This window comes from Sessilibacter corallicola (assembly GCF_021290925.1).
Lineage (GTDB): Bacteria > Pseudomonadota > Gammaproteobacteria > Pseudomonadales > Cellvibrionaceae > Sessilibacter > Sessilibacter corallicola.
The window spans coordinates 270335-289364 of record NZ_JAJSLX010000003.1; the positions used below are offsets into that span (position 1 = coordinate 270335).

The following is a 19030-nucleotide window of genomic DNA, read 5'->3' on the forward strand; positions in this document are numbered from 1 at the left end:
GAATTGCTAACCCCCGCTAAACGTCAGCCACGCAGTGGTGAGTCCAAGGCAAAAGCAGTGCTGTTACCTTGTGTTTGAGCGATTTGTTAGATTTTATTTTTTCACTTCATCTTCGAATCTAGAAATTAGAATCTTCTTCGTCGAGATTTCCAGTAGATAATTGCGACTCCAAATACTTCATGTATTTATTAAATGCCGCAAAGGATAATTATATATTTTTAGCCCAACCTCTCTGGGAGGCATGGTTCTTGGTTTGTGCATTTGAGGGTTAGTTGTACTTCCATGCCTAAATAAATCAATAGGCAGTTTTTCAAAATACAGTTCTTCGATTATTTAACCCGCTATGGTTCCTTATTATCTGAATAGGATCTAACACCACAATTACCGGCGGGCGCTGCTACGCAGCCAGCAGCTTGGATAGATTGCCTTGTTAGCATCTCGCCGCTGCCACTACTTCAACAAATTGATTAAAATGATCGGCCGATTCAAAATTTGAACTAGCTACAGTTAATCGAGAATCCGACATCCTAATTTCAAATAACTGGTTTTTACTCAGTGAAACGACCTCAATCGAGACCACTGTGCTCAAATCATGTTCTCGATGCGCAGGAGACCATATGGGCCCGGGGGCAGAAACGAAATTACCATGCACAGTAATTTTGGGTTCGATTACAAACCTAGAAATTATACCAACGACTCCTAGCGATCCAGTGAGAAACATTATCATTGCTAAGGTCCAAATAAAAACAAGCCCAGGAGTTCCCGATAAGCTTGACCTTCTTGATTCAATTGTACCCGAATAATTTAACGCCTCATTTAATGCAAAAGCGAACAAACCGTAACCAATAATAATTAGAATCAATATAACCGCCCACTTTTGCTTATACGTAAATTCCATCTCTTCAGTAATGGTCATTCGATCTCCTTTTTTGGTGCTCACGCCCAAAGCAAGCGTGTTTACGCATCACTTTGCCTTTGATTGTTAGCAGTGGGGAACAGGAACCGCTTAGATTCATGCGCTATTGCTTCCAGCTGCCCTGCCTCGATTATCATTGCCACTTCGGAGCTCCAAAATGGCTCCCAGTTACCAGACCACACCTTTATTGTGAGAGTGATGTGCCCGGTGCTGTCAGACTCAGCCGACATTTTATATTCACCCTCTAGGGCTACCCACTCTTTCTCGCCTTCCCAACCTTGCCAGTTGGCGGCTAGCATAGAGAAGAAATCCAATGGGCTTTCACCACATGGTGAATTACAAACACGAATAGTCGAGTTCATGGCCCTACCCGCTAGAGATAGTGAGTAATACTCAAGCCAGCCCTCAGAATTCATTTCTGGTGAGTGGAACTCAACCGATATTTCGTTATCGCTACTGATCTTCATCTTTGGTGGCTGCTAACACTCGCAATATAAGTTGGAAAACCGCACCAGCGGTTTCCGAAGGGATTTGCCTGTGTACCTGCGCTTGTTATGAGCTGACATAGTAGTTACTGCCCATACCGTCTACTTTATAGATTGAGCCATTAGATACTGCTTGTTCAACGGCAAATTTTATTTTTTGTTCGGTGTTTAACGTCGATTTGATGTTGTTTTGACTGACGAAATTAAAAAGGCGCCAAGCGTCAAAGCCATTAACCTCTCCATTATGACCGAAGTCAAAATCTATCTTAACTCCATCAATATTAATTTCCATTCCGATGCCATGCGGACGAATTTTATAGCCCCCGCTTTGATAAGCCTTATCACGGATCTTCTGCTTGCAACGTGTGGTAAAGTCCATTGCCGACTTTGGGCGAGGACAGTTAAACTTCGATTCAAAAGGATATCAACCGCAGCTTTTTGGGCTTCATTAAACTTGTTGATGATCTCCCACAACTCTCTATCCATGCTTTATCTCTGGTGTGCCCCACAAAAAGTAGACAGTTATCTAAGCAGCTAATACCGTTTGTTCCTCGAACGCTACTGGACTTAAGTAACCATTCGCTGAGTGTCTTCTTTTTCGGTTATAAAATATTTCGATGTATTCAAAAATATCAGCTTTCGCCTCTTGAACACAACGATAATCTTTCGCGTAGATCAACTCGACTTTTAACCGACTAAAGAACGACTCCATCGGCGCATTATCCCAACAGTTTCCCTTGCGACTCATACTCAACTTTAACCCGTTTTTTTCGGCGAAATCGATATATTTCTGAGCGCGATATTGAGTGCCTCTATCCGAGTGAACGATTAAACCTGGCTCACACTTACGCTGCTTCAAAGCATCCTCTAGCGCCCTTTTCGTCAGCGCCTCTGTCATAGTATTATCCAACGCCCAACCCACAATTCGACGACTATAAAGATCCATCACCGTCGCTAGGTATAACCACTGATTATCAACCCAAATATAGGTGATATCCGATGTCCACTTCTGGTTTGGGACGTCAGCTTTAAACTTACGCCACAGTAAGTTCTCGGATACATTCACCACTGTACGGCTGTGATGGCGGTAGTTGAACCCTCTACCATTACGTGCCTTTAAACCTGCACCCTGCATGATGTCTGCGATGTAATTCGTCGAACAACCGTATCCGAGCGCTTTTAGTTCATCCGTTATACGACGCGATCCGTAGCGCGCTTTAAAGGCTTTATAGGTTTCTTTGACTTGCCGCGTCATCTGCTCACGGCGTTGGCTGCGTGGACTGGGTAAACGATCTCGCCAGCGACCATAACCACCTCGACTCACAGATAAGGTTCGACACATCAATGATAGAGAATACTCACCCTCATACTCTTGAACGATTGCGTACTTCACTCTTGGTTTTTGGCAAAGTACGCCGCAGCCTTTTTTAAAAAATCCATCTCCTCTTGCAGTCGTTTATTTTCTCTACGCAAACGTCGCAGTTCTTCGCTTTCTTTTTTTGAGTAATCGACGCCATCAACAGAGTTAAATTGTTTATCAGAAAGGCGGGTAAATTGACGTTTCCAATTAGCGATTTGTTGGGCACTTACACCCAACTCTTTGGCAACTTGCGCTTGAGTAGCCCCCGGTTTTTCCGACCGCTTTACCGCCTCTCGACGAAATTCTTCTGTGTAAGATTGATATTTTTTACGTGCCATTTGAGCACCTCCACTTTCAGTTAAATATAACTATAGAAGGTGACTACTAATTATGGGGCAGTCGGAGCCATAACGCCTAAATCAGGTGCGCCGTAGGCGTCACTTGGATTTACTTGTTATGCCAAGTCGAAATTTATGAAAAACGCTATTGAGTGTAGAGAACTTTTGAGAACATCAAGACAGATATCGTCTGTGTGTATATTAAGATTGTCATCTTTATAATTGTGATGAGCAAAGTAGTTTCTTGATGTCACAAGCTTGAGAATACTACTGAAATAGTGTTTTTGTTCTTTACTCCAGTTCTTTCCAGTCTGGCTGGCATTTATTTTACCAAAAATATTCTCTGGCTTATTGTTTAACTCGGTTAATCGCCATTTTTCTTTATCTGCTATAGAAAGTAAAATATTGGCTTTTTTCGAAGAGACGTTTAGATCAGCAAATGTCTTTATAACATCTCTTAATGCGTAGGGAGGTTCTTGTAATGAGAACCTTTGAAAAATCATTCTAATTATGATCTCTGTTCTTATTGTTAGTACAAGGAGATTATCCAAGATTCTAGGTTGTCTAAACTCTACTAAATTATCACTACTTTCGATATCTTCATGCATGTCATGAAAAGCTCTAATCCAAGGGTAAAATCCGTCAAGAGATTCTAGTTTATTGTATATTATTTCTGCAGATAGTGTGGATTCAAAACTATTTAGCTCGGTTGCATAATGTGAGAAAAGAGTTATAAATGTGTTTTTAAAATCATGCTCCTCAAAGTCAATGACCGTTTTTATTTGTGGGTAATCTTCTATAATCTCAGATTCGCATTCGCATAGACCTGCAATGATTTCATACAAATAATATATATCTCGCTTTAGCAGTCTTAATGCTGATTGATATAGCTTAGAGTTGTCTTCTTCGTATCTTTTTTTCCAGTCGATGTATTTTTCTACAAGCTTTATCAAATCCTCGTGAAGATTTTCTTTTGTACAGTTAGATATCGATAAAATAAATTTTGAAATTTCACCATAACTCCATGACTTATGTGTGCTCGACATATTGTAGAAAGTTATTAGTGTTACATATAGTGATAATCTATTAAATGTTTCTTCAAATCTTGAAGTCCAGTATTTATCCCTTCTTTTCATTTCTTTGATGAAAATATTCTTTCCATCTTCGGATGAAACCCACTTTTCAATATTTTTACAATTATCTAAGGTCTCTAAAATAGGGTATATTTTCCAGTATTGAAAATAGCATTCAGATGAATAGAAAGATGCCCCATTAGAATGTTTGTTTTTCTCAATAGGCTGCCATTCATCTATTTTGTATTTGTCAATAAAACTTGATTTGTATTCTGTATCATAAAGATGTAAAAAATCTTCTAGCTTATCTTCCTGACTTGGGAAAATGCAGATGCTATAGCGCCCTACATCACTGCACATATTTTCATTGGAAAATCTTGCTTTAAATTTGGGAAAGTTTTCCCAGTTTATAAAATACTCTTTTGGGAACTTTAGGATTGTATTTGGCTTTAGCGCATTTTCTTTTATAAGATCTAAAACCCTTAAACCGTATGGGAATCTGCTTACGCTGATGTATTTCTTTAAAAAATTACCAAACCGTCCATTGCAAACCTTTAGTGAGTTATCATTGATCAAACCGATATCTAGATACCTACAATAAAGGTTTAATCTGTCATGTTTAATATTTCTGTACATGTGTTTGTTGAACTCCGTAGGGCATAACGCCTAGGTAAACGGCATGATTGCGGGAGTGAAACTGGGTGCGAAAATGGCCGAAGGCTGGCACCAAGTTGAACGAAACAAATCATGTCCGATTTGACCTGATTGTTATGCGAGTCATAGAAATGATTTACTTTGAAAATTCAGTAAATCAATCATCTTTTTCATGAGCTTTTTGAATAAATTCATAAATTAGCGTAATGACTAAAGTGGACAATGTTATGAGCGTTGTTATTGCCAATACTAAAGTGCTAAGCCGATTTTGGTTCCCTTCAATTATTTTTAAAAACGATTTACCTTCTATAAAATCGCTAATAATTGAGGTGGCAATATCTTCATTAGTGAAATATTTTAGAGCATAGAAACAAACTCTAATCGAAGAGCTTTGTTCAAGTGAGCGATTACTTTCCTCTAAAGTATATTTCCCCTCCTGTAGTCCTGAAATTAAATCTTCCAATACTATCTTAGGATTGCTGCTCATTTTTCCCTCCAAAAATATTTGTTTGACTGTTGTACATTGTCATATATACCTCTTTTAGAGCACGTGCGGCTTCTTCTGCTGTCTGAGCATTGGAAAGAGGTATTTCCATTAAACGAAGGGCCATATTCCTCTCTCTAAATTTCTTTGTCATGGCAATTGCTGGAATGACTGTTACCTCTAAAACAGTAGCCAATAAAGCATTCTCATCTGAGAAATATATATATCCACCTGAAAAAAACAAAAATACTGAGAATATGTATAACATGTACTCAGGAATTTTGTTTTCTAGGATTGCTTGATCAATCACTTGCTTAGCACTTCGTATGTAACTCATATCAATTGCCTTTACTTACAAATTACTAAAAATTCTAGATATCGCATAACGCTTAGCATCAGCGGCGCGCGCCTTTGGCGCGTGATCTTGCCCCGTTAAAATGGACACGCTCTTTTTCATGCGGTTATTCGCTCATATTCTATCGGTGAACAGTAACCTATTCCCGAATGCAGCCGTTTTCTATTGTAGTAATCATTGATGTATCGGGCCAAGCCATACTTCAAATCTTCTGCCGTAGAAAATGTCATATTACGAATAAGTTCTGCTTTCATCGAATGAAAAAATGATTCCATGTGTGCATTATCAGTACACTTTCCTGGTCTACTAAGACTGTGTTCAATTCCATGCGTTCGGAGTTTTTTTTGATATTCCGAACCTCGATATTCAACGTCACGGTCTGTATGTAAAATCAGCCTTTTGGGCGGCCGTCGTTTACATAGAGCATTTCTTAAGGTTCTTCGCGTAATTACAGTTGTTCTCTTCGCATCAAGACTCCAACCCACAACACGACGTGAATACAGATCCATAATGACTGATAAGTAGTGCCATCGATTTTTCATCTTCAAGTACGTTATGTCCGCTACCCATACCTTATTCTTTTCTCCAGGAACCGCTCCCTCTGGGCGAAGATTCTCACCTGAGGATAAAAAGCGCTTCATGCCAAGCGCTCTATATGTCACCCGTGTCACTCGGGCAATCAACCCCATTTTTATCTGAAATCTTTTTGATGTGCTGCTTAAGTAGCTCATCTGACTTGTGTCGATTCGAGGGTTTCCTATTACACCCATCATAGTAACCGCTACGAGACACACCCAACCATTCACAAGTACGTTTGATGTCTAGTTCTTGTCTGAATCTCTTGATGAATCGATATCTTGCTGATGTTCCTCCGCAAGAAACCGTTGCCACTTTTTTAGCAAGTCAATCTCCTATTTAAGTTTCTTGTTCTCTTCCTCAAGCCTTTTAACTTTTGAAAGTTCTTTCGCTTGCATACGATTGGACTCTGTTAATTTCTTGCGTTTATCTGCCACGATCTTTCCTTCACGATATTCTTTACGCCATCGTGACAGCATAAACGGATGGGTATCAAGTGCAGTAGCCACTTCCTGAACTTGAACACCTTGAATCAAACTAAGTTGAACCGCTTTAACTTTAAATTCAGTTGAGTATTGCCAAGTTTTTCTTGGTTGAGTGTATTTGGGCATTGGACACCTCGTCTTGTTTGACTTGGGTGTCCGTTAAAGCGGAGGAAGATCATGGCGATGCTGGTTTGACTTGTTATGTTTTGACACAGAACTTAAGAGCGATATACGCCGGGTATATTTCGAAAGGCTTACTTTCACCTACGCTTTTGGTTTCGGCACTAGAGTTAACAAGACTTCCACGCGAAGAAGGTTTTTTAGGTAATAGCTCACCGCTAGTATAAGTACTATGCACAATTGGAAGCTCAAAGTTTATATTGGGCAAATTGCTCTCGGTAAGCGAATATTTATTTGTACCTCCAGTACCCAGATTTAGTGTTCGTGCTGAAGGATCGGATTGACCAACAGCAGCAAATATACCTTCCGTTTGCATCGGTGAAATCTGCCCATCCACCAGGACAGCCAGTTAAGTTGAAGGCAGAGACAGCACCTGATGGAACAAGAGAATTACCAACATCTCTGATTCCTGAGAATGACCACATTATTGCTGCTGTGATTAATGATGCTAAAACTCCTACCGTAATTTCTTTCGTCAAAATTTTCTCCTTCTTCGATGCCCAGAAACATAACGCCGCTAGAAGGGGCCGAAAAATCAGAGTGAAACGGCGGTTTTTGGTCCCTCTGGGCTGGCCTTGTTAGGCGAGCTTAAATTTAGCTTTGAATGATTTAAAACAGTATTCATTGAATTCAATCAGGTTTTCTGAAACTTGAGAAACATAGTCAATGTCGACTCCAGTTCTGACATTTCTTTTCTGGAAACCTGTTCTCTTGCAGTAAAGATCATTCGTTCTACCTTTATTGTGAATGACTAGGTTTCTTCTATAGCTGGCCTCTACAATATTTTCCCAACTTTCAAAATCAGATAGTTTTATATTAAATTTTTCAAAGAAATATTTATCAACATCATCAATACTTCCATAACCTAGTTGATCCACTTCCTTTTGAGCCAAATTCACTATGAGTGATTTCATTGAAGTAAAACTTAATACCTCATCGTAAGAAATTTTATTCTTGCTTTTTAGCGAGAATTTTCTATTAGTTAATATATTAAAAAGATAGTCCTTTAGCATGGCTTCTTGATAAGCAATCAAATATGAGAGAGTCATCTCCGTCAAGAAGCTTTTGTGCTTCATCGGCACGACGAAATTATTGATAAGTTCGCCTACAGCTTCAGATTTTAAGGATAAACTTTTCTTCCTTTTTGACTCTGATGATATAGACTCATCCAAAAACTCGGCTAATTTCTTTAGATCATCTTTGTCATTCTCCTTCAGTTGAACCTTTGGTTTCCTTTTTTGTTTTTTGGTCAATGACTGCTCAGTAGTATTCACAAACTCCAATATAAGCTTAAGCTCGCCTTTATATTGTGATCTAGTTCTCTTTAAATCCTCTAATAAACTCATTTTCTCTTCTTATTCGCCTAACATCTTGATACACGCCCCAACGACGCTTTCCCCAAATATACCGTCACAGCAACCTATATTTCGAGTGAATTTTTTCCAACGCTATCCTGAATACCGCATAAGGTCAACGTCTCAACCAATTTGGCGCATAAATCATTTTTATTTTACGTCATCCCGACGTATTTCCCCCAAATAGCGCAATCAGTTAACGTTATGATTCTTACTGCATTGCTGGGTTTTCTAAAAAATTACCCAAATAACTGTATTGAGCTTGGTTTTTTAGGTTGGTCTTTTCGGAGGGATTTTTGAGAATTTTTAAACAGGTTTTTGTCGAATGTATTCGATGCCCATTCATTAGAATCTAATGCGGCTTATAGATGAACTATTAACTTTTATTTTACACGGAAAAATTAACAGAGTTATCGCACCCCTACTCGATCGGTTCAAAAATCTGCTTTTCTGCCTGTACGATTTCATCTAAAAAATCCGCAACTACGGATATTTTTTTCATGCTTTTCATGCTTTCATGTCTTACTGTCCAATAGCTTCGCTGTAGTTTTTTTTCTGGAAAAAGCGCAATTAAATTGTCGTCGTTATAAACGGCAAAATCATGCAATACGCCAATGCCTGCGTTAGAGCGAACCATTTCTTGTTGTGCTATTGCACTGGAAACTTCTATTTTCGAGTTCCAATCATTTAAATATTCTTCGTTATAATTTAGCTGTTGAGAAAACAATAAATCTTCTACATAGCCAATTAATGTATGGTTTTTAAGGTCTTGCAGTTTTGTGGGTAATCCATGCAATGCTAAGTATTCTTTTGATGCGTATAAACCCAATGAGTAGTCGGTTAATTTACGTATTCGTAACCTTCCCTTTACTGGTCGCCCTACCATAATCGCAATATCCGCTTCTCGCTGCGATAAAGAAAAGCGTTGCGGAACAGGTACAAGCTGAATTTTTAATTTTGGGTATCGTTCAGACAAACGATGAATGCGTGACGATAAAAAAGAAATACCAAAACCGTCGGGTGTGCCAATGCGAACGGTTCCTGCCAGAGCATCATCGCCCGTTAATTGCGATGTCTGAATTTGCATAAACTCGGTTTCTATTTTTTCAGCGCGACCGAGCAATGCGTAGCCTTCTGGGGTGAGCTTGCAGCCGGTGGTACTGCGCTCAAATAATTTGTAGTTCAGTGCTTCTTCAAGCGAGGTGATTCGCCGCCCTAATTTGGCTTGACTGGTCCCTAAGCGATTTGCTGCGCCAAGCATCTGGCCCGCTCGGGCGACTGCCAGAAAGTACTTAACATCGTCCCAATTCACGGTTTGATCCTCGTTTATGAATAACAGGTATCAAATATTATGTATATAAATGACTAAATCAAGTTCGTATCCTGCCTCTAACCAACACGGAGACAGATTATGACGATCAACAACTACATCAATGGCGGCATTGTTAACAGTACATCGGCCCGCACTCAGTCGGTATTTAACCCCGCCCGAGGCGTCGCAGAAAAAGAGGTTGTTCTCTCTACCGTTGACGAAGTCAACACGGCCGTTGCCGCGGCTAAAGCTGCTTGGCCTGAATGGTCAAAAACACCGCCGCTGCGCCGTGCACGTATTCTCGATAAGTTTAAAAGTATTCTGTGGGAACGCGGAGACGAGCTTGCCAGTGTATTGGCGTCGGAGCACGGTAAAACCCACGATGACGCACTCGGTGAAGTCACCCGTGGTCTTGAAGTGGTTGAGTTTGCGGTCAGTGCGCCGTCGTTCATGAAAGGCGAATTTTCAGAGAACGTCGGCAGTTCGGTAGACAGCTATAACATTCGCCAATCACTCGGTGTCTGTTGCGGTATTACGCCGTTTAACTTCCCGGCAATGGTGCCGATGTGGATGTTTCCTGTCGCTTTGGTCACTGGCAATACGTTTGTACTCAAACCGTCCGAGCGCGTGCCTTCTGCGGCATTACTTTTGGCTCAATGGTTAACGGAATCGGGTTTGCCAGACGGCGTTTTCAATGTGGTAAATGGCGATAAAGAAGCGGTAGATGCCCTATTGCACCACCCCGATGTAAAAGCGGTCAGCTTTGTGGGATCTACACCCATTGCGAAGTACATTCATCAAACAGCAACGGCAAATGGCAAACGTGTACAGGCACTCGGTGGTGCAAAAAACCACGCCATCATCATGCCCGATGCTGACCTTGAAATGACGGCCAATGCGCTGATGGGTGCGGCTTTCGGTTCTGCCGGAGAACGCTGCATGGCGATTTCGGTTGCGGTTCCCGTAACCGACGCGGTTGCCGATGCCCTGATCAAAATACTGGTTCCTAAAATTCAAGCCTTAAAAGTGGGGCCTACTACCGACAAAGCCTCTGAAATGGGTCCGTTGGTTACTGAGCAGCATTTGGCAAAAGTAAAAGGTTACATTGATCAAGGCGAAGCCGAAGGTGCCAATGTGGTTGTCGATGGTCGAACCTTTAAACAAGATCAAGAAGGGTTTGAGAACGGCTATTTTGTTGGCGGCACATTGTTGGATAACGTCACTGAAGATATGACGGTTTGGCAAGACGAGATTTTTGGTCCGGTGCTTTCCATTGTTCGCAAAAACTCTTACCAGGAAGCACTCGACTTAGTGCACAGCCATCAATACGCCAACGGCACTGCAATCTTCACACGCGATGGCGATACCGCGCGCAACTTCGCGCAAGATGTTGAGGTCGGCATGATTGGTGTGAATGTGCCTATACCTGTGCCAATGGCTTTTCACAGTTTTGGTGGTTGGAAAGCGTCTATCTTTGGCGAGCACCACATGCACGGTATGGAAGGTGTGCGTTTTTACACAAGAATCAAAACAACAACCATGCGCTGGCCAACCGGCCAAAGAACCAATCCAGAGTTTACGATGCCAACCTTGGGTTAACTCAGGTTAATTGATCCGTTTATTAGCGTGTTATTGTGGTCTGTAAAACTATCTTCCCCTCTGATTTTACGGACCGCTTCGAGAGGTTTGTAGTGCACAAGCCTCTCTGTTTCTCTGCAAAAATGCACAGCCAACCACACAAATACGCATTTAAACTGTGACAGACACATTCTACTATGTCTTCACAGACGGGATCAGACCTACGCAAAAAACAACGCATAACAATAAAAACTTAGCAGCCTTACGGGTTGATAGCTTTGCTTTTGAGTATTGGAGAACGCGACATTATGGCTACGTCCACAGTAGATGAACTCAAAAAAGGCCCTTTACACGGTGTTACGGTACTCGACTTCTCTCGGGTTCTCGCCGGTCCATACTGCACCATGGTCTTGGCAGATCTGGGCGCCAGAGTCATTAAAGTTGAGAAGATCGGCACCGGTGATGACACCCGAGAGTTCGGTCCTTTTGTAGAAAAAGAATCCGTTTATTTCAGTTGTTTCAATCGCAACAAAGAAAGTATCGTTTTAGACATTAAATCGCCTCGCGATCGCGAGATGCTAGAGCGACTGTTAGACGAAGCGGATGTGCTTGTCGAAAACTTCCGCCCAGGTGTAATGGAACGTTTAGGTTACGGCCCCGAACGGCTGGCGCAAACACACCCACATTTAATTTACAGCTCTATCTCAGGTTTTGGTCATTCAGGCCCTTACTCAGAACTGCCCGGCTACGATATGGTGGTTCAAGCTATGGGTGGAATCATGAGCTTAACTGGCTATCCCAACGCTGAACCAGCGCGCGTCGGCACCAGTTTTGGCGATTTAGGAGCCGCGCTTTTTGCGGTTATCGGTATTATCTCGGCGCTGTACAGTCGCACCAAAGACGCCCAAGGTACACGCGTTGATATTGGCATGTTGGACTGCCAAGCGGCCCTGATGGAAACCGCACTGGCTCGCTACGATGTCGAAAATAAAGTGCCCACTCGCACCGGCGATTGTCACCCTTCCCTAGCACCATTTGAAAGCTTCCAAGCCAAGGACGGCAAAATTGTGATTGCAGCAGGTAATGACACGCTCTTTATGTTGGTTGCAGAGGTCCTTGGCAATCCTGGTTTGGCCATGGACCCACGATTTTTGACGAACGATTTACGCTGTCAAAACCGGCCCGATATGGTTCGCGAGATGGAAGCGTTGTTGCAGAAGCAACCGATTCAATATTGGATCGATGCTTTGAACGAAGAAGGTGTGCCCTGCGCGCCGATTAATACCATCGATAAAGTTCTGGATCACCCGCAACTTGCCTCACGAGATATGATTGTTCAGGTACAAGGGCAGTCAGAAAAGCCCTTTAAAACCGCAGGCAACCCAATCAAGATGACCGGAGTCGTCGACCTAGACCCCAATACGCCAATCAGTGCACCAGGACTGGGTCAGCACACCGAAGCCATCATTGCCGAACTGATGAGCCGTCACAACGCTTACAGTTTTTCCGGTACTGATGCAGAAAGTGAATCGTAACGCTGCCCCTCTTCTATTTTCTAGGAATTAAAATAATGACTAAAACACAGACTAAAGCCGCCAGCGCGCAACAAAAAGAATCCGCCAAACCTCAAACACCAGAAACTATTATTGTTGAAGTTCGAGAAAAAGTCGGCCTTATTACTTTAAATCGCCCTAAAAACCTGAATGCGTTAAATCGCCAGCTGTCTGTAGAAACCATGGACGCGCTGCGCGCGTTTGATCGTGATCCGCAAATTGGCGCCATTGTAATTACCGGGAGTTTACGCGCATTTGCCGCTGGTGCTGACATTGAAGAAATGGCCGAGAAAAATTTCACGGAATTTTATATGGATGATTTTCTGGGCGAATGGGATGGCATGTCGAAGATCTCTAAACCGGTTATCGCCGCTGTTGGTGGTTATGCTCTTGGTGGTGGCTGCGAGCTTGCGATGATGTGCGATTTTATTATCGCTGCCGAAGACGCTCAGTTTGGCCAGCCTGAAATTAAATTGGGGATTCTTCCGGGTATTGGCGGCACACAGCGTTTAACGCGATCTGTGGGCAAAGCCTTGGCTATGGATTTGTGTCTTACGGGGCGTAATATTTCTGCACAAGAAGCAAAAGACGCCGGTTTAGTGGCCCGCGTAGTTCCTAAAGAAGAATTATTACAAGTGGCTTTGGAAGCCGCACACACCATTGCCGGCTACAACGCACCTGCCGTTAAAATGGCAAAAGCTGCGGTAAATGCCGCGCTAGAAACAACATTAGGAGAAGGTTTACGTCAAGAGCGCTTGTATTTTCAGGCGTCGTTTGCAACGGAAGGCCAAAAAGAAGGAATGAATGCGTTTGTGAAAAAGCGTGCGCCGGTATTTCGTAATCGTTAATGTTTTGAATATTTTGATGAAACAAAAATTAGGTAGGTTAATGCCTACCTAATTTATATTTATACATTTTTTTAAAGAACCCGCTTTAAGAACTTTGCTTTAAGAAACTCTTCTTTAAGAAACTTACTGTTAAAAACCTACTGTTAAAAACAGTCACCTTAAAACGTATTGTTTTTTATTCTGGGCAAAAATGTAATTTATTTTTTCTCACAATTGAAAAAATAGCATCTGTTAGCGCTCTAACGCTGGACAACCGATTTAATTCAATGGGGATCAACAACCAATACGATCTCGTAAACGCGTACTGCTGCGGCAATACCCGAATAAAACGGTCATCGCCCTCCGCCATAAAATGCGGAAGCACACCAAATCCCCCGCCTTCGGCGACAAACTCCAATTGTGACATAACCGTCGCACCCTGAAACGGGTTGTTGAGATCACGACCGATTTCTCCATTAAAATCCAGCTTCTCTGAATACAGAATATCAGAGATATAACTCGCAAACGGATGGGTTTTTATGGCCTCGATATCAGTTAGATCAATATCGTTTTGTTCGACGTAGCGTTTTGAAGTGTATAGAAATAACTGATAATCGGTAATTTTTCGGCACAATAAATCTTTGCGTTCAGTGGGTTCTAAGGTAATAGCAAGATCCACTTCGCGTTTGAGTAAATTATGGGTTAACGGCACCGGTACTAACTGAATTTTAATATCGGGATTTTGATGGGTAAATTCGGATATTTGCGGTGCAAGAAAAGAATTACCGAAACCATCCGGAGCACCCACCCGCAGCGTTCCCGATAAGCTTTGGCCGGATAAGTTCACCCGTTCTTTGGTGAGTTCGGTGGCATCTTCAATTTGTTGCGCAATGGGTAAGATGCTCTCGCCAATGGGAGTCAGATGAAAGCCATGTTCATCCTGTTCTAACAACTTAACCTGCAACGCTCTTTCAAGCGCATTAATGCGCCGAGATACCGTTGTGTGATTGACTCCCAGTGCCTTAGAAGCCCCCAGCAGCCGGCCTTTACGGGCAACTTCTAGAAAATACCTTAAGTCGTTCCAATTTAGTTTTTCATTGCTCATATGTGCAAAATAACACAGCTAGAAGCAAAAAAAATCATTTTTTTACGCGCAAACAATCAGCAATATAGCAGTCAGAACTTTTAGCCGAGTCGATAACTTATCGGTTTCAATGGTTACTGGCGACACAGCCTCTCTCTGTTGCGCTGTAACCGTTGCAAACCGTCGTATTTTAGACGACGCAAGACCTATTAATTGAGAGGCGACGTTACATGAATAAGAATAAGCCATTGGAAAATTTTGGATCGTACGACTATGTCATTGTTGGCGCAGGCTCTGCGGGCAGCGTGTTGGCCAACCGTTTAAGTGAAAACCCCAATAACAACGTTTTGCTTCTTGAAGCCGGCGGCAGCGACAACAAATTCTGGGTCCACGTACCGGTGGGATATCTTTATTGCATGGGCGACCCAAAGACCGATTGGTGTTTTAAAACCGAGCCAGAAAAAGGTCTTAACGGGCGAGCACTGAACTATCCGCGCGGGAAAGTACTTGGCGGCTGTTCATCCATTAACGGAATGATTTACATGCGTGGACAAGCGCAAGATTACAATCATTGGGCCGCGCTTGGAAACAAAGGCTGGAGCTGGAATGACGTTCTGCCCTACTTTAAAAAATCTGAGCGTCATTACGGCAGTAATAATGAATACCATAACACTCAAGGTGAGTTATACGTTCAACAGCAGCGCTTAAACTGGCCAATTTTAGACGCCGTGCGTGACGCCGCCGAAGAAATTGCCATTCCTAAAATAGACGATTTTAACAATGGTGATAATGAAGGCTCGGGTTATTTTCCGGTAAATCAAAAAAATGGCGTGCGTTGGAACTCCCGTAAAGCATTTTTAAATACCGCTAAAAAACGCTCAAACTTGCGCATTATTACTGGCGCACAAGCAAAAAAACTTCGCTTTAATGGTAAAAAAGCCACCGGTTTGGAACTGGTGGTTAATGGCCAAGAAGGATACGTCACCGCGCATAAAGAAATTTTGCTATCGGCCGGCGCCATTGGTTCACCGCAAATTTTGCAGTTGTCGGGTATTGGCCCGGCAGATGTTCTTAACAACAATGGCATTGATGTTTTTCATGAATTAAAAGGTGTTGGCGAAAACCTTCAAGATCACCTGCAAATTCGTACCATTTTTAAAGTTCAAGGCGCCAAAACATTAAACGAATTACAATCTACCCTACTAGGAAAAATGTCGATTGCAGCAGAATACTTATTTAAACGCTCCGGTCCAATGGCAATGGCGCCGAGTCAGTTAGGTATTTTCACCAAATCCTCAGAACAATTTAACACCGCCAATATTGAATACCACGTGCAACCGCTCTCGTTAGAAAAATTTGGCGAGCCATTGCATTCGTTTCCGGCAATTACCGTATCGGTGTGTAACTTACGGCCAACCAGTACCGGCACCTGCCACATTACTTCCAATCATTACAAACACGCACCGGCAATCAAACCAAATTACTTGTCAACCGACATCGACCGCTTAGTCGCAGCCGACAGTATTCGCCACGCGCGTAAATTAATGAACACACAACGCATGGCGCAATTCAGTCCCGAAGAAATTAAACCCGGTCCTCACATCGCCAGCGACCAAGAATTAGCGAAGTCAGCCGGTGATATCGCTACCACAATTTTCCACCCCGTAGGAACCGCAAAAATGGGATCAGACGATATGGCCGTTGTTGACGATCGTCTTAAGGTTCATGGAATTGAAGGATTACGCGTTATCGACGGATCAATTATGCCAACCATTGTGTCTGGTAATACTCACGCCCCAATTACCATGATTGCAGAAAAAGCCGCAGAGATGATTTTAAACGATAATTAAATTGGTTTTTTTAAGGATGCTTTTGGTAGCTTTAAACGGTGATGTTTGAAGCTATCAGCCTATCTTTAAGTAAAAAGAAATCAATCTTTGAGAAAAAATTGAGTTATCTGTTTTTATAATTATTGAGGAGTAAGCTATTAAGTGGAGTGATATTACTTAGCTTCAATAAATACTTCCATCCAAAGCTGTCGATAACATTCGCATTTATAAATTAATTTATCGCCTTTGTACAACCGCAATCAATGCTCGACTACCTCCTCCAAACTCCAGCTTTCAGCACGCGCTTTATCATCGTGTAAAACCACGCCGTAATGATTGCTCATCACCGCGTAAGCACAAATATCGATAGCGTAAACGTAGGATAAAAAACGAATACGGGAGACTAACCACTGTTTGCGATGATCGAAATTCTCGCCCGTTTAATCATCACCACACAAAAAGTACGGCGCGCGCAGTGAACCATGCAGTGGTAAGACGGCATATCGTTGATGGAGACTTATTCGGAGCGAGGTTTAGTCATGGTTTGGGACTATGGGGTAGATTTGAAGTAAAGTCAATTTTATGGATGTCCTATTAATTGAGACTGTAACCAATCCTGTGTAACCACCCCCTAAATATAGTCGTCCAATCGACCGTCAAATTCAATCATAAAATGATTTAAGGCTGCTTTCCAATTTCTAATCGGCATCGTCCATTTCTTCGAAGCATCTCGGATAGCCAGATAAATTACCTTCCTGGCAGCATCATCGGTCGGGAACAGTTTTCGCTTTTTAATGGCTTTTCTAATAACGCTATTGAGCGATTCAATCGCGTTGGTGATGTAGATCGCTTTGCGGATTTCCGGCGGATAATTAAATAACGTATTTAAATTATCCCAGTGAGATCGCCACGACCGGCTGATTTGCGGGTATTTGCTGTCCCAGATTTCAGAAAATTGCTCCAGCGCTAAGAACGCTTCTTCTTCCGTAGTTGATTGGTAAATACGTTTTAAATCAGCGGTCACCGCTTTATAATCTTTCCAAGGTACATAACGCACAGAGTTGCGAACCATGTGCACAATGCAGAGCTGAATTTGTGTGTTTGGATAAGCACTTCTAATCGCATCAGGAAACCCTTTTAAACCGTCAACGCAGGCAATTAAAATATCGTTTACGCCTCGATTTTGAAGTTCAGTAAGGACGCTTAACCAGAACTTAGCGCCTTCATTTTCCGATAACCACAGGCCCAGTAATTCCTTTTGCCCCTCCATGGTCACGCCTAATGCAAGATAAACGGATTTGTTAATGACCTGTTTATCTTGTCGAATTTTAACCACAATACAGTCGAGATAAACAATGGGATAGACAGAATCCAGTGGTCTTGACTGCCACTCAATCACTTGCTCAATAACCGCATCCGTCACTTTAGAAATTAAACTGGCAGAGACATCGGCACCGTACATTTCTTTAAACGTCGAGACAATCTCGCGAGTACTCATTCCCTTGGCATATAGGCTTAAAATCTTGTCATCCATTGAGGTAAAGCGGGTTTGATGTTTTTTGACGAGTTTGGGATCGAAAGAGCCTTCTCGATCACGCGGTGTGTTCAGCTCGAAGGAACCGTCTTCAGTGCGTAGGGTTTTGGATGTGGAGCCATTGCGACTGTTAGAGTTGTTTGACTGTGTGTTTTTCTCGTATCCCAAATGATCTTCCAGCTCAGCATTTAAGGCGGCCTCTACCGTTACCTTGGTGAATATCTGACGGATATCATTGAGATCGTCTTCGGTTTTAATATGCTTTGTGGCTTGACGGGCAAAGGCTTCCAGCTCTTTTTTGTTCAAAACTACTTATCCTCGTTTAGAGTTTAATGATAAGTAGTTACACAGAATGTTGTACAGTCTCTATTAATTAAAATGTCCTATTAATTACTATTTGACTGCCAGGACCATCAGCTTTTGCGGGGTTCTTCGCTTCGACGATTTCGTTGGTGGTATGATCGGCTAGGCTGTCTGAGTTGGATTTTCCGGCGTTTTCTTCGAGGATTTGTCGGCGTCGTTTTAAGATCAAATTTATGGATGTCCTATTAATTTCTGTAAAAGAGTATCCAATATTAAAGACTTGAACTTATATCCTTTGCTCCCTGACATTTATCAAACATCAAGGAATTCTGGTAGTTGCTTCAGCCAATCGCTAAAATTATCCGCATATTTTTCGGTCTTTTGCTTATCATGGTAATAATAATGCACGGCTAAGTCGTCACAACTAAAACAGAAGTAATCACCATTACCTATGTCTATGAATGGGATCAGTGTACTTGGCCACAAGCTGTTGTTTTGCTGCTCATAGTCATAAGCTACCTTAACAGTGTCATCACCCGTAGAATTATCACTATCGATAATATTAAGAACCATTAGAGGGATTTCATACTTCCCTAGAAGGCTTATGAATAACTTATATTCTTCTGAATACTGAATTTTTAAATTATTTTCCAATGAAGCCCAGTCTTGAGCGCTAGGCGTATCATAAGACTCCGAGTCACTTTCACATATCTGCTGTAAGATTTTTTCTATTTCATCTCTATTCATAA

General features: G+C 42.0%; 17 protein-coding genes and 3 pseudogenes. 4 read left to right on the plus strand and 16 right to left on the minus strand.

The window, feature by feature from the left end; all coding sequences use genetic code 11:
- Positions 1 to 430: 430 nt before the first annotated feature.
- The 11 genes and pseudogenes from LU361_RS15535 to LU361_RS15585 all read right to left on the minus strand — a co-directional run bounded on the left by LU361_RS15535 (position 431) and on the right by LU361_RS15585 (position 9573).
- Positions 431 to 916, minus strand: coding sequence for a hypothetical protein (locus LU361_RS15535; RefSeq protein WP_233089804.1), 486 nt, complete (start codon positions 914 to 916; stop codon positions 431 to 433).
- Positions 917 to 957: 41 nt separating this feature from the next.
- Positions 958 to 1383 (minus strand): DUF6228 family protein, encoded by a 426-nt coding sequence (locus LU361_RS15540; protein ID WP_233089805.1) that lies wholly within the window; start codon positions 1381 to 1383, stop codon positions 958 to 960.
- An 85-nt stretch (positions 1384 to 1468) separates the two neighbouring features.
- A pseudogene (locus LU361_RS15545) lies at positions 1469 to 1798 on the minus strand (DUF6896 domain-containing protein); the annotation flags it as partial.
- A gap of 129 nt (positions 1799 to 1927) precedes the next feature.
- Entirely contained in the window at positions 1928 to 2794 is an 867-nt protein-coding gene (locus tag LU361_RS15550) for an IS3 family transposase (RefSeq protein WP_233089807.1), read from the minus strand.
- Positions 2791 to 3099, minus strand: a complete 309-nt coding sequence (locus LU361_RS15555; protein WP_233089808.1) for a transposase — start codon at positions 3097 to 3099, stop codon at positions 2791 to 2793. The genes LU361_RS15550 and LU361_RS15555 overlap by 4 nt, the downstream gene beginning before the upstream one ends.
- A gap of 116 nt (positions 3100 to 3215) precedes the next feature.
- Entirely contained in the window at positions 3216 to 4808 is a 1593-nt protein-coding gene (locus LU361_RS15560; protein ID WP_233089809.1) for a hypothetical protein, read from the minus strand.
- 175 nt (positions 4809 to 4983) lie between these two features.
- Positions 4984 to 5313, minus strand: coding sequence for a hypothetical protein (locus LU361_RS15565; RefSeq protein WP_233089810.1), 330 nt, complete (start codon positions 5311 to 5313; stop codon positions 4984 to 4986).
- Entirely contained in the window at positions 5297 to 5647 is a 351-nt protein-coding gene (locus LU361_RS15570) for a hypothetical protein (protein WP_233089811.1), read from the minus strand. Before LU361_RS15570 ends, LU361_RS15565 begins: the two co-directional genes overlap by 17 nt.
- Positions 5648 to 5763: 116 nt before the next feature.
- A pseudogene (locus LU361_RS15575) lies at positions 5764 to 6852 on the minus strand (IS3 family transposase).
- Between the two features lie 632 nt (positions 6853 to 7484).
- Positions 7485 to 8252 carry a hypothetical protein gene (locus LU361_RS15580; RefSeq protein WP_233089812.1) on the minus strand — a complete coding sequence of 256 codons (768 nt, stop codon included), beginning with the start codon at positions 8250 to 8252 and terminating at the stop codon, positions 7485 to 7487.
- Between the two features lie 430 nt (positions 8253 to 8682).
- Positions 8683 to 9573 carry a LysR family transcriptional regulator gene (locus LU361_RS15585; protein WP_233089813.1) on the minus strand — a complete coding sequence of 297 codons (891 nt, stop codon included), beginning with the start codon at positions 9571 to 9573 and terminating at the stop codon, positions 8683 to 8685.
- Positions 9574 to 9672: 99 nt separating this feature from the next.
- Here LU361_RS15585 and LU361_RS15590 point away from each other — a divergent pair, with 99 nt between their 5' ends.
- From LU361_RS15590 to LU361_RS15600, 3 genes are all read left to right on the plus strand, one after another.
- Entirely contained in the window at positions 9673 to 11172 is a 1500-nt protein-coding gene (locus tag LU361_RS15590) for a CoA-acylating methylmalonate-semialdehyde dehydrogenase (protein WP_250647783.1), read from the plus strand.
- A gap of 287 nt (positions 11173 to 11459) precedes the next feature.
- A complete protein-coding gene (locus LU361_RS15595; RefSeq protein WP_233089814.1) occupies positions 11460 to 12686 on the plus strand; it encodes a CaiB/BaiF CoA transferase family protein in 1227 nt (408 codons plus the stop codon).
- Between the two features lie 35 nt (positions 12687 to 12721).
- Positions 12722 to 13552: an enoyl-CoA hydratase-related protein gene (locus LU361_RS15600; RefSeq protein WP_233089815.1), complete on the plus strand. Its 831-nt coding sequence runs from the start codon at positions 12722 to 12724 to the stop codon at positions 13550 to 13552.
- A gap of 175 nt (positions 13553 to 13727) precedes the next feature.
- On the opposite strand, the gene LU361_RS15605 is transcribed toward LU361_RS15600, so the two are convergent.
- Entirely contained in the window at positions 13728 to 14636 is a 909-nt protein-coding gene (locus tag LU361_RS15605; RefSeq protein WP_233089816.1) for a LysR family transcriptional regulator, read from the minus strand.
- 209 nt (positions 14637 to 14845) lie between these two features.
- Here LU361_RS15605 and LU361_RS15610 point away from each other — a divergent pair, with 209 nt between their 5' ends.
- Positions 14846 to 16465 carry a GMC family oxidoreductase gene (locus tag LU361_RS15610; protein WP_233089817.1) on the plus strand — a complete coding sequence of 540 codons (1620 nt, stop codon included), beginning with the start codon at positions 14846 to 14848 and terminating at the stop codon, positions 16463 to 16465.
- A gap of 242 nt (positions 16466 to 16707) precedes the next feature.
- On the opposite strand, the pseudogene LU361_RS20445 reads toward LU361_RS15610, so the two are convergent.
- The 4 genes and pseudogenes from LU361_RS20445 to LU361_RS15625 all read right to left on the minus strand — a co-directional run.
- Positions 16708 to 16928: pseudogene (locus LU361_RS20445) on the minus strand (alpha-amylase family glycosyl hydrolase); the annotation flags it as partial.
- Between the two features lie 147 nt (positions 16929 to 17075).
- On the minus strand, positions 17076 to 18284 hold the full coding sequence (locus LU361_RS15615; RefSeq protein WP_233089818.1) for an IS256 family transposase: 1209 nt from the start codon (positions 18282 to 18284) through the stop codon (positions 17076 to 17078).
- Between the two features lie 67 nt (positions 18285 to 18351).
- The gene (locus tag LU361_RS15620; protein WP_233089819.1) at positions 18352 to 18510 is read right to left on the minus strand and encodes a hypothetical protein; all 159 of its coding nucleotides are present in this window, start codon (positions 18508 to 18510) and stop codon (positions 18352 to 18354) included.
- 83 nt (positions 18511 to 18593) lie between these two features.
- Positions 18594 to 19028 carry an SMI1/KNR4 family protein gene (locus LU361_RS15625; RefSeq protein WP_233089820.1) on the minus strand — a complete coding sequence of 145 codons (435 nt, stop codon included), beginning with the start codon at positions 19026 to 19028 and terminating at the stop codon, positions 18594 to 18596.
- Positions 19029 to 19030 lie beyond the last annotated feature (2 nt).

What these genes read in the sequence shown, in the direction of transcription:
- LU361_RS15600 (WP_233089815.1), top strand. Translation starts at nt 12,722, where the DNA reads ATGACTAAAACACAGACTAAAGCCGCCAGCGCGCAACAAAAAGAATCC.
- LU361_RS15590 (WP_250647783.1), top strand. Translation starts at nt 9,673, where the DNA reads ATGACGATCAACAACTACATCAATGGCGGCATTGTTAACAGTACATCG.
- LU361_RS15580 (WP_233089812.1), bottom strand. Translation starts at nt 8,252, where the DNA reads ATGAGTTTATTAGAGGATTTAAAGAGAACTAGATCACAATATAAAGGC.
- LU361_RS15610 (WP_233089817.1), top strand. Translation starts at nt 14,846, where the DNA reads ATGAATAAGAATAAGCCATTGGAAAATTTTGGATCGTACGACTATGTC.
- LU361_RS15565 (WP_233089810.1), bottom strand. Translation starts at nt 5,313, where the DNA reads ATGAGCAGCAATCCTAAGATAGTATTGGAAGATTTAATTTCAGGACTA.
- LU361_RS15595 (WP_233089814.1), top strand. Translation starts at nt 11,460, where the DNA reads ATGGCTACGTCCACAGTAGATGAACTCAAAAAAGGCCCTTTACACGGT.
- LU361_RS15560 (WP_233089809.1), bottom strand. Translation starts at nt 4,808, where the DNA reads ATGTACAGAAATATTAAACATGACAGATTAAACCTTTATTGTAGGTAT.
- LU361_RS15535 (WP_233089804.1), bottom strand. Translation starts at nt 916, where the DNA reads ATGACCATTACTGAAGAGATGGAATTTACGTATAAGCAAAAGTGGGCG.
- LU361_RS15555 (WP_233089808.1), bottom strand. Translation starts at nt 3,099, where the DNA reads ATGGCACGTAAAAAATATCAATCTTACACAGAAGAATTTCGTCGAGAG.
- LU361_RS15570 (WP_233089811.1), bottom strand. Translation starts at nt 5,647, where the DNA reads ATGAGTTACATACGAAGTGCTAAGCAAGTGATTGATCAAGCAATCCTA.
- LU361_RS15605 (WP_233089816.1), bottom strand. Translation starts at nt 14,636, where the DNA reads ATGAGCAATGAAAAACTAAATTGGAACGACTTAAGGTATTTTCTAGAA.
- LU361_RS15540 (WP_233089805.1), bottom strand. Translation starts at nt 1,383, where the DNA reads ATGAAGATCAGTAGCGATAACGAAATATCGGTTGAGTTCCACTCACCA.
- LU361_RS15625 (WP_233089820.1), bottom strand. Translation starts at nt 19,028, where the DNA reads ATGAATAGAGATGAAATAGAAAAAATCTTACAGCAGATATGTGAAAGT.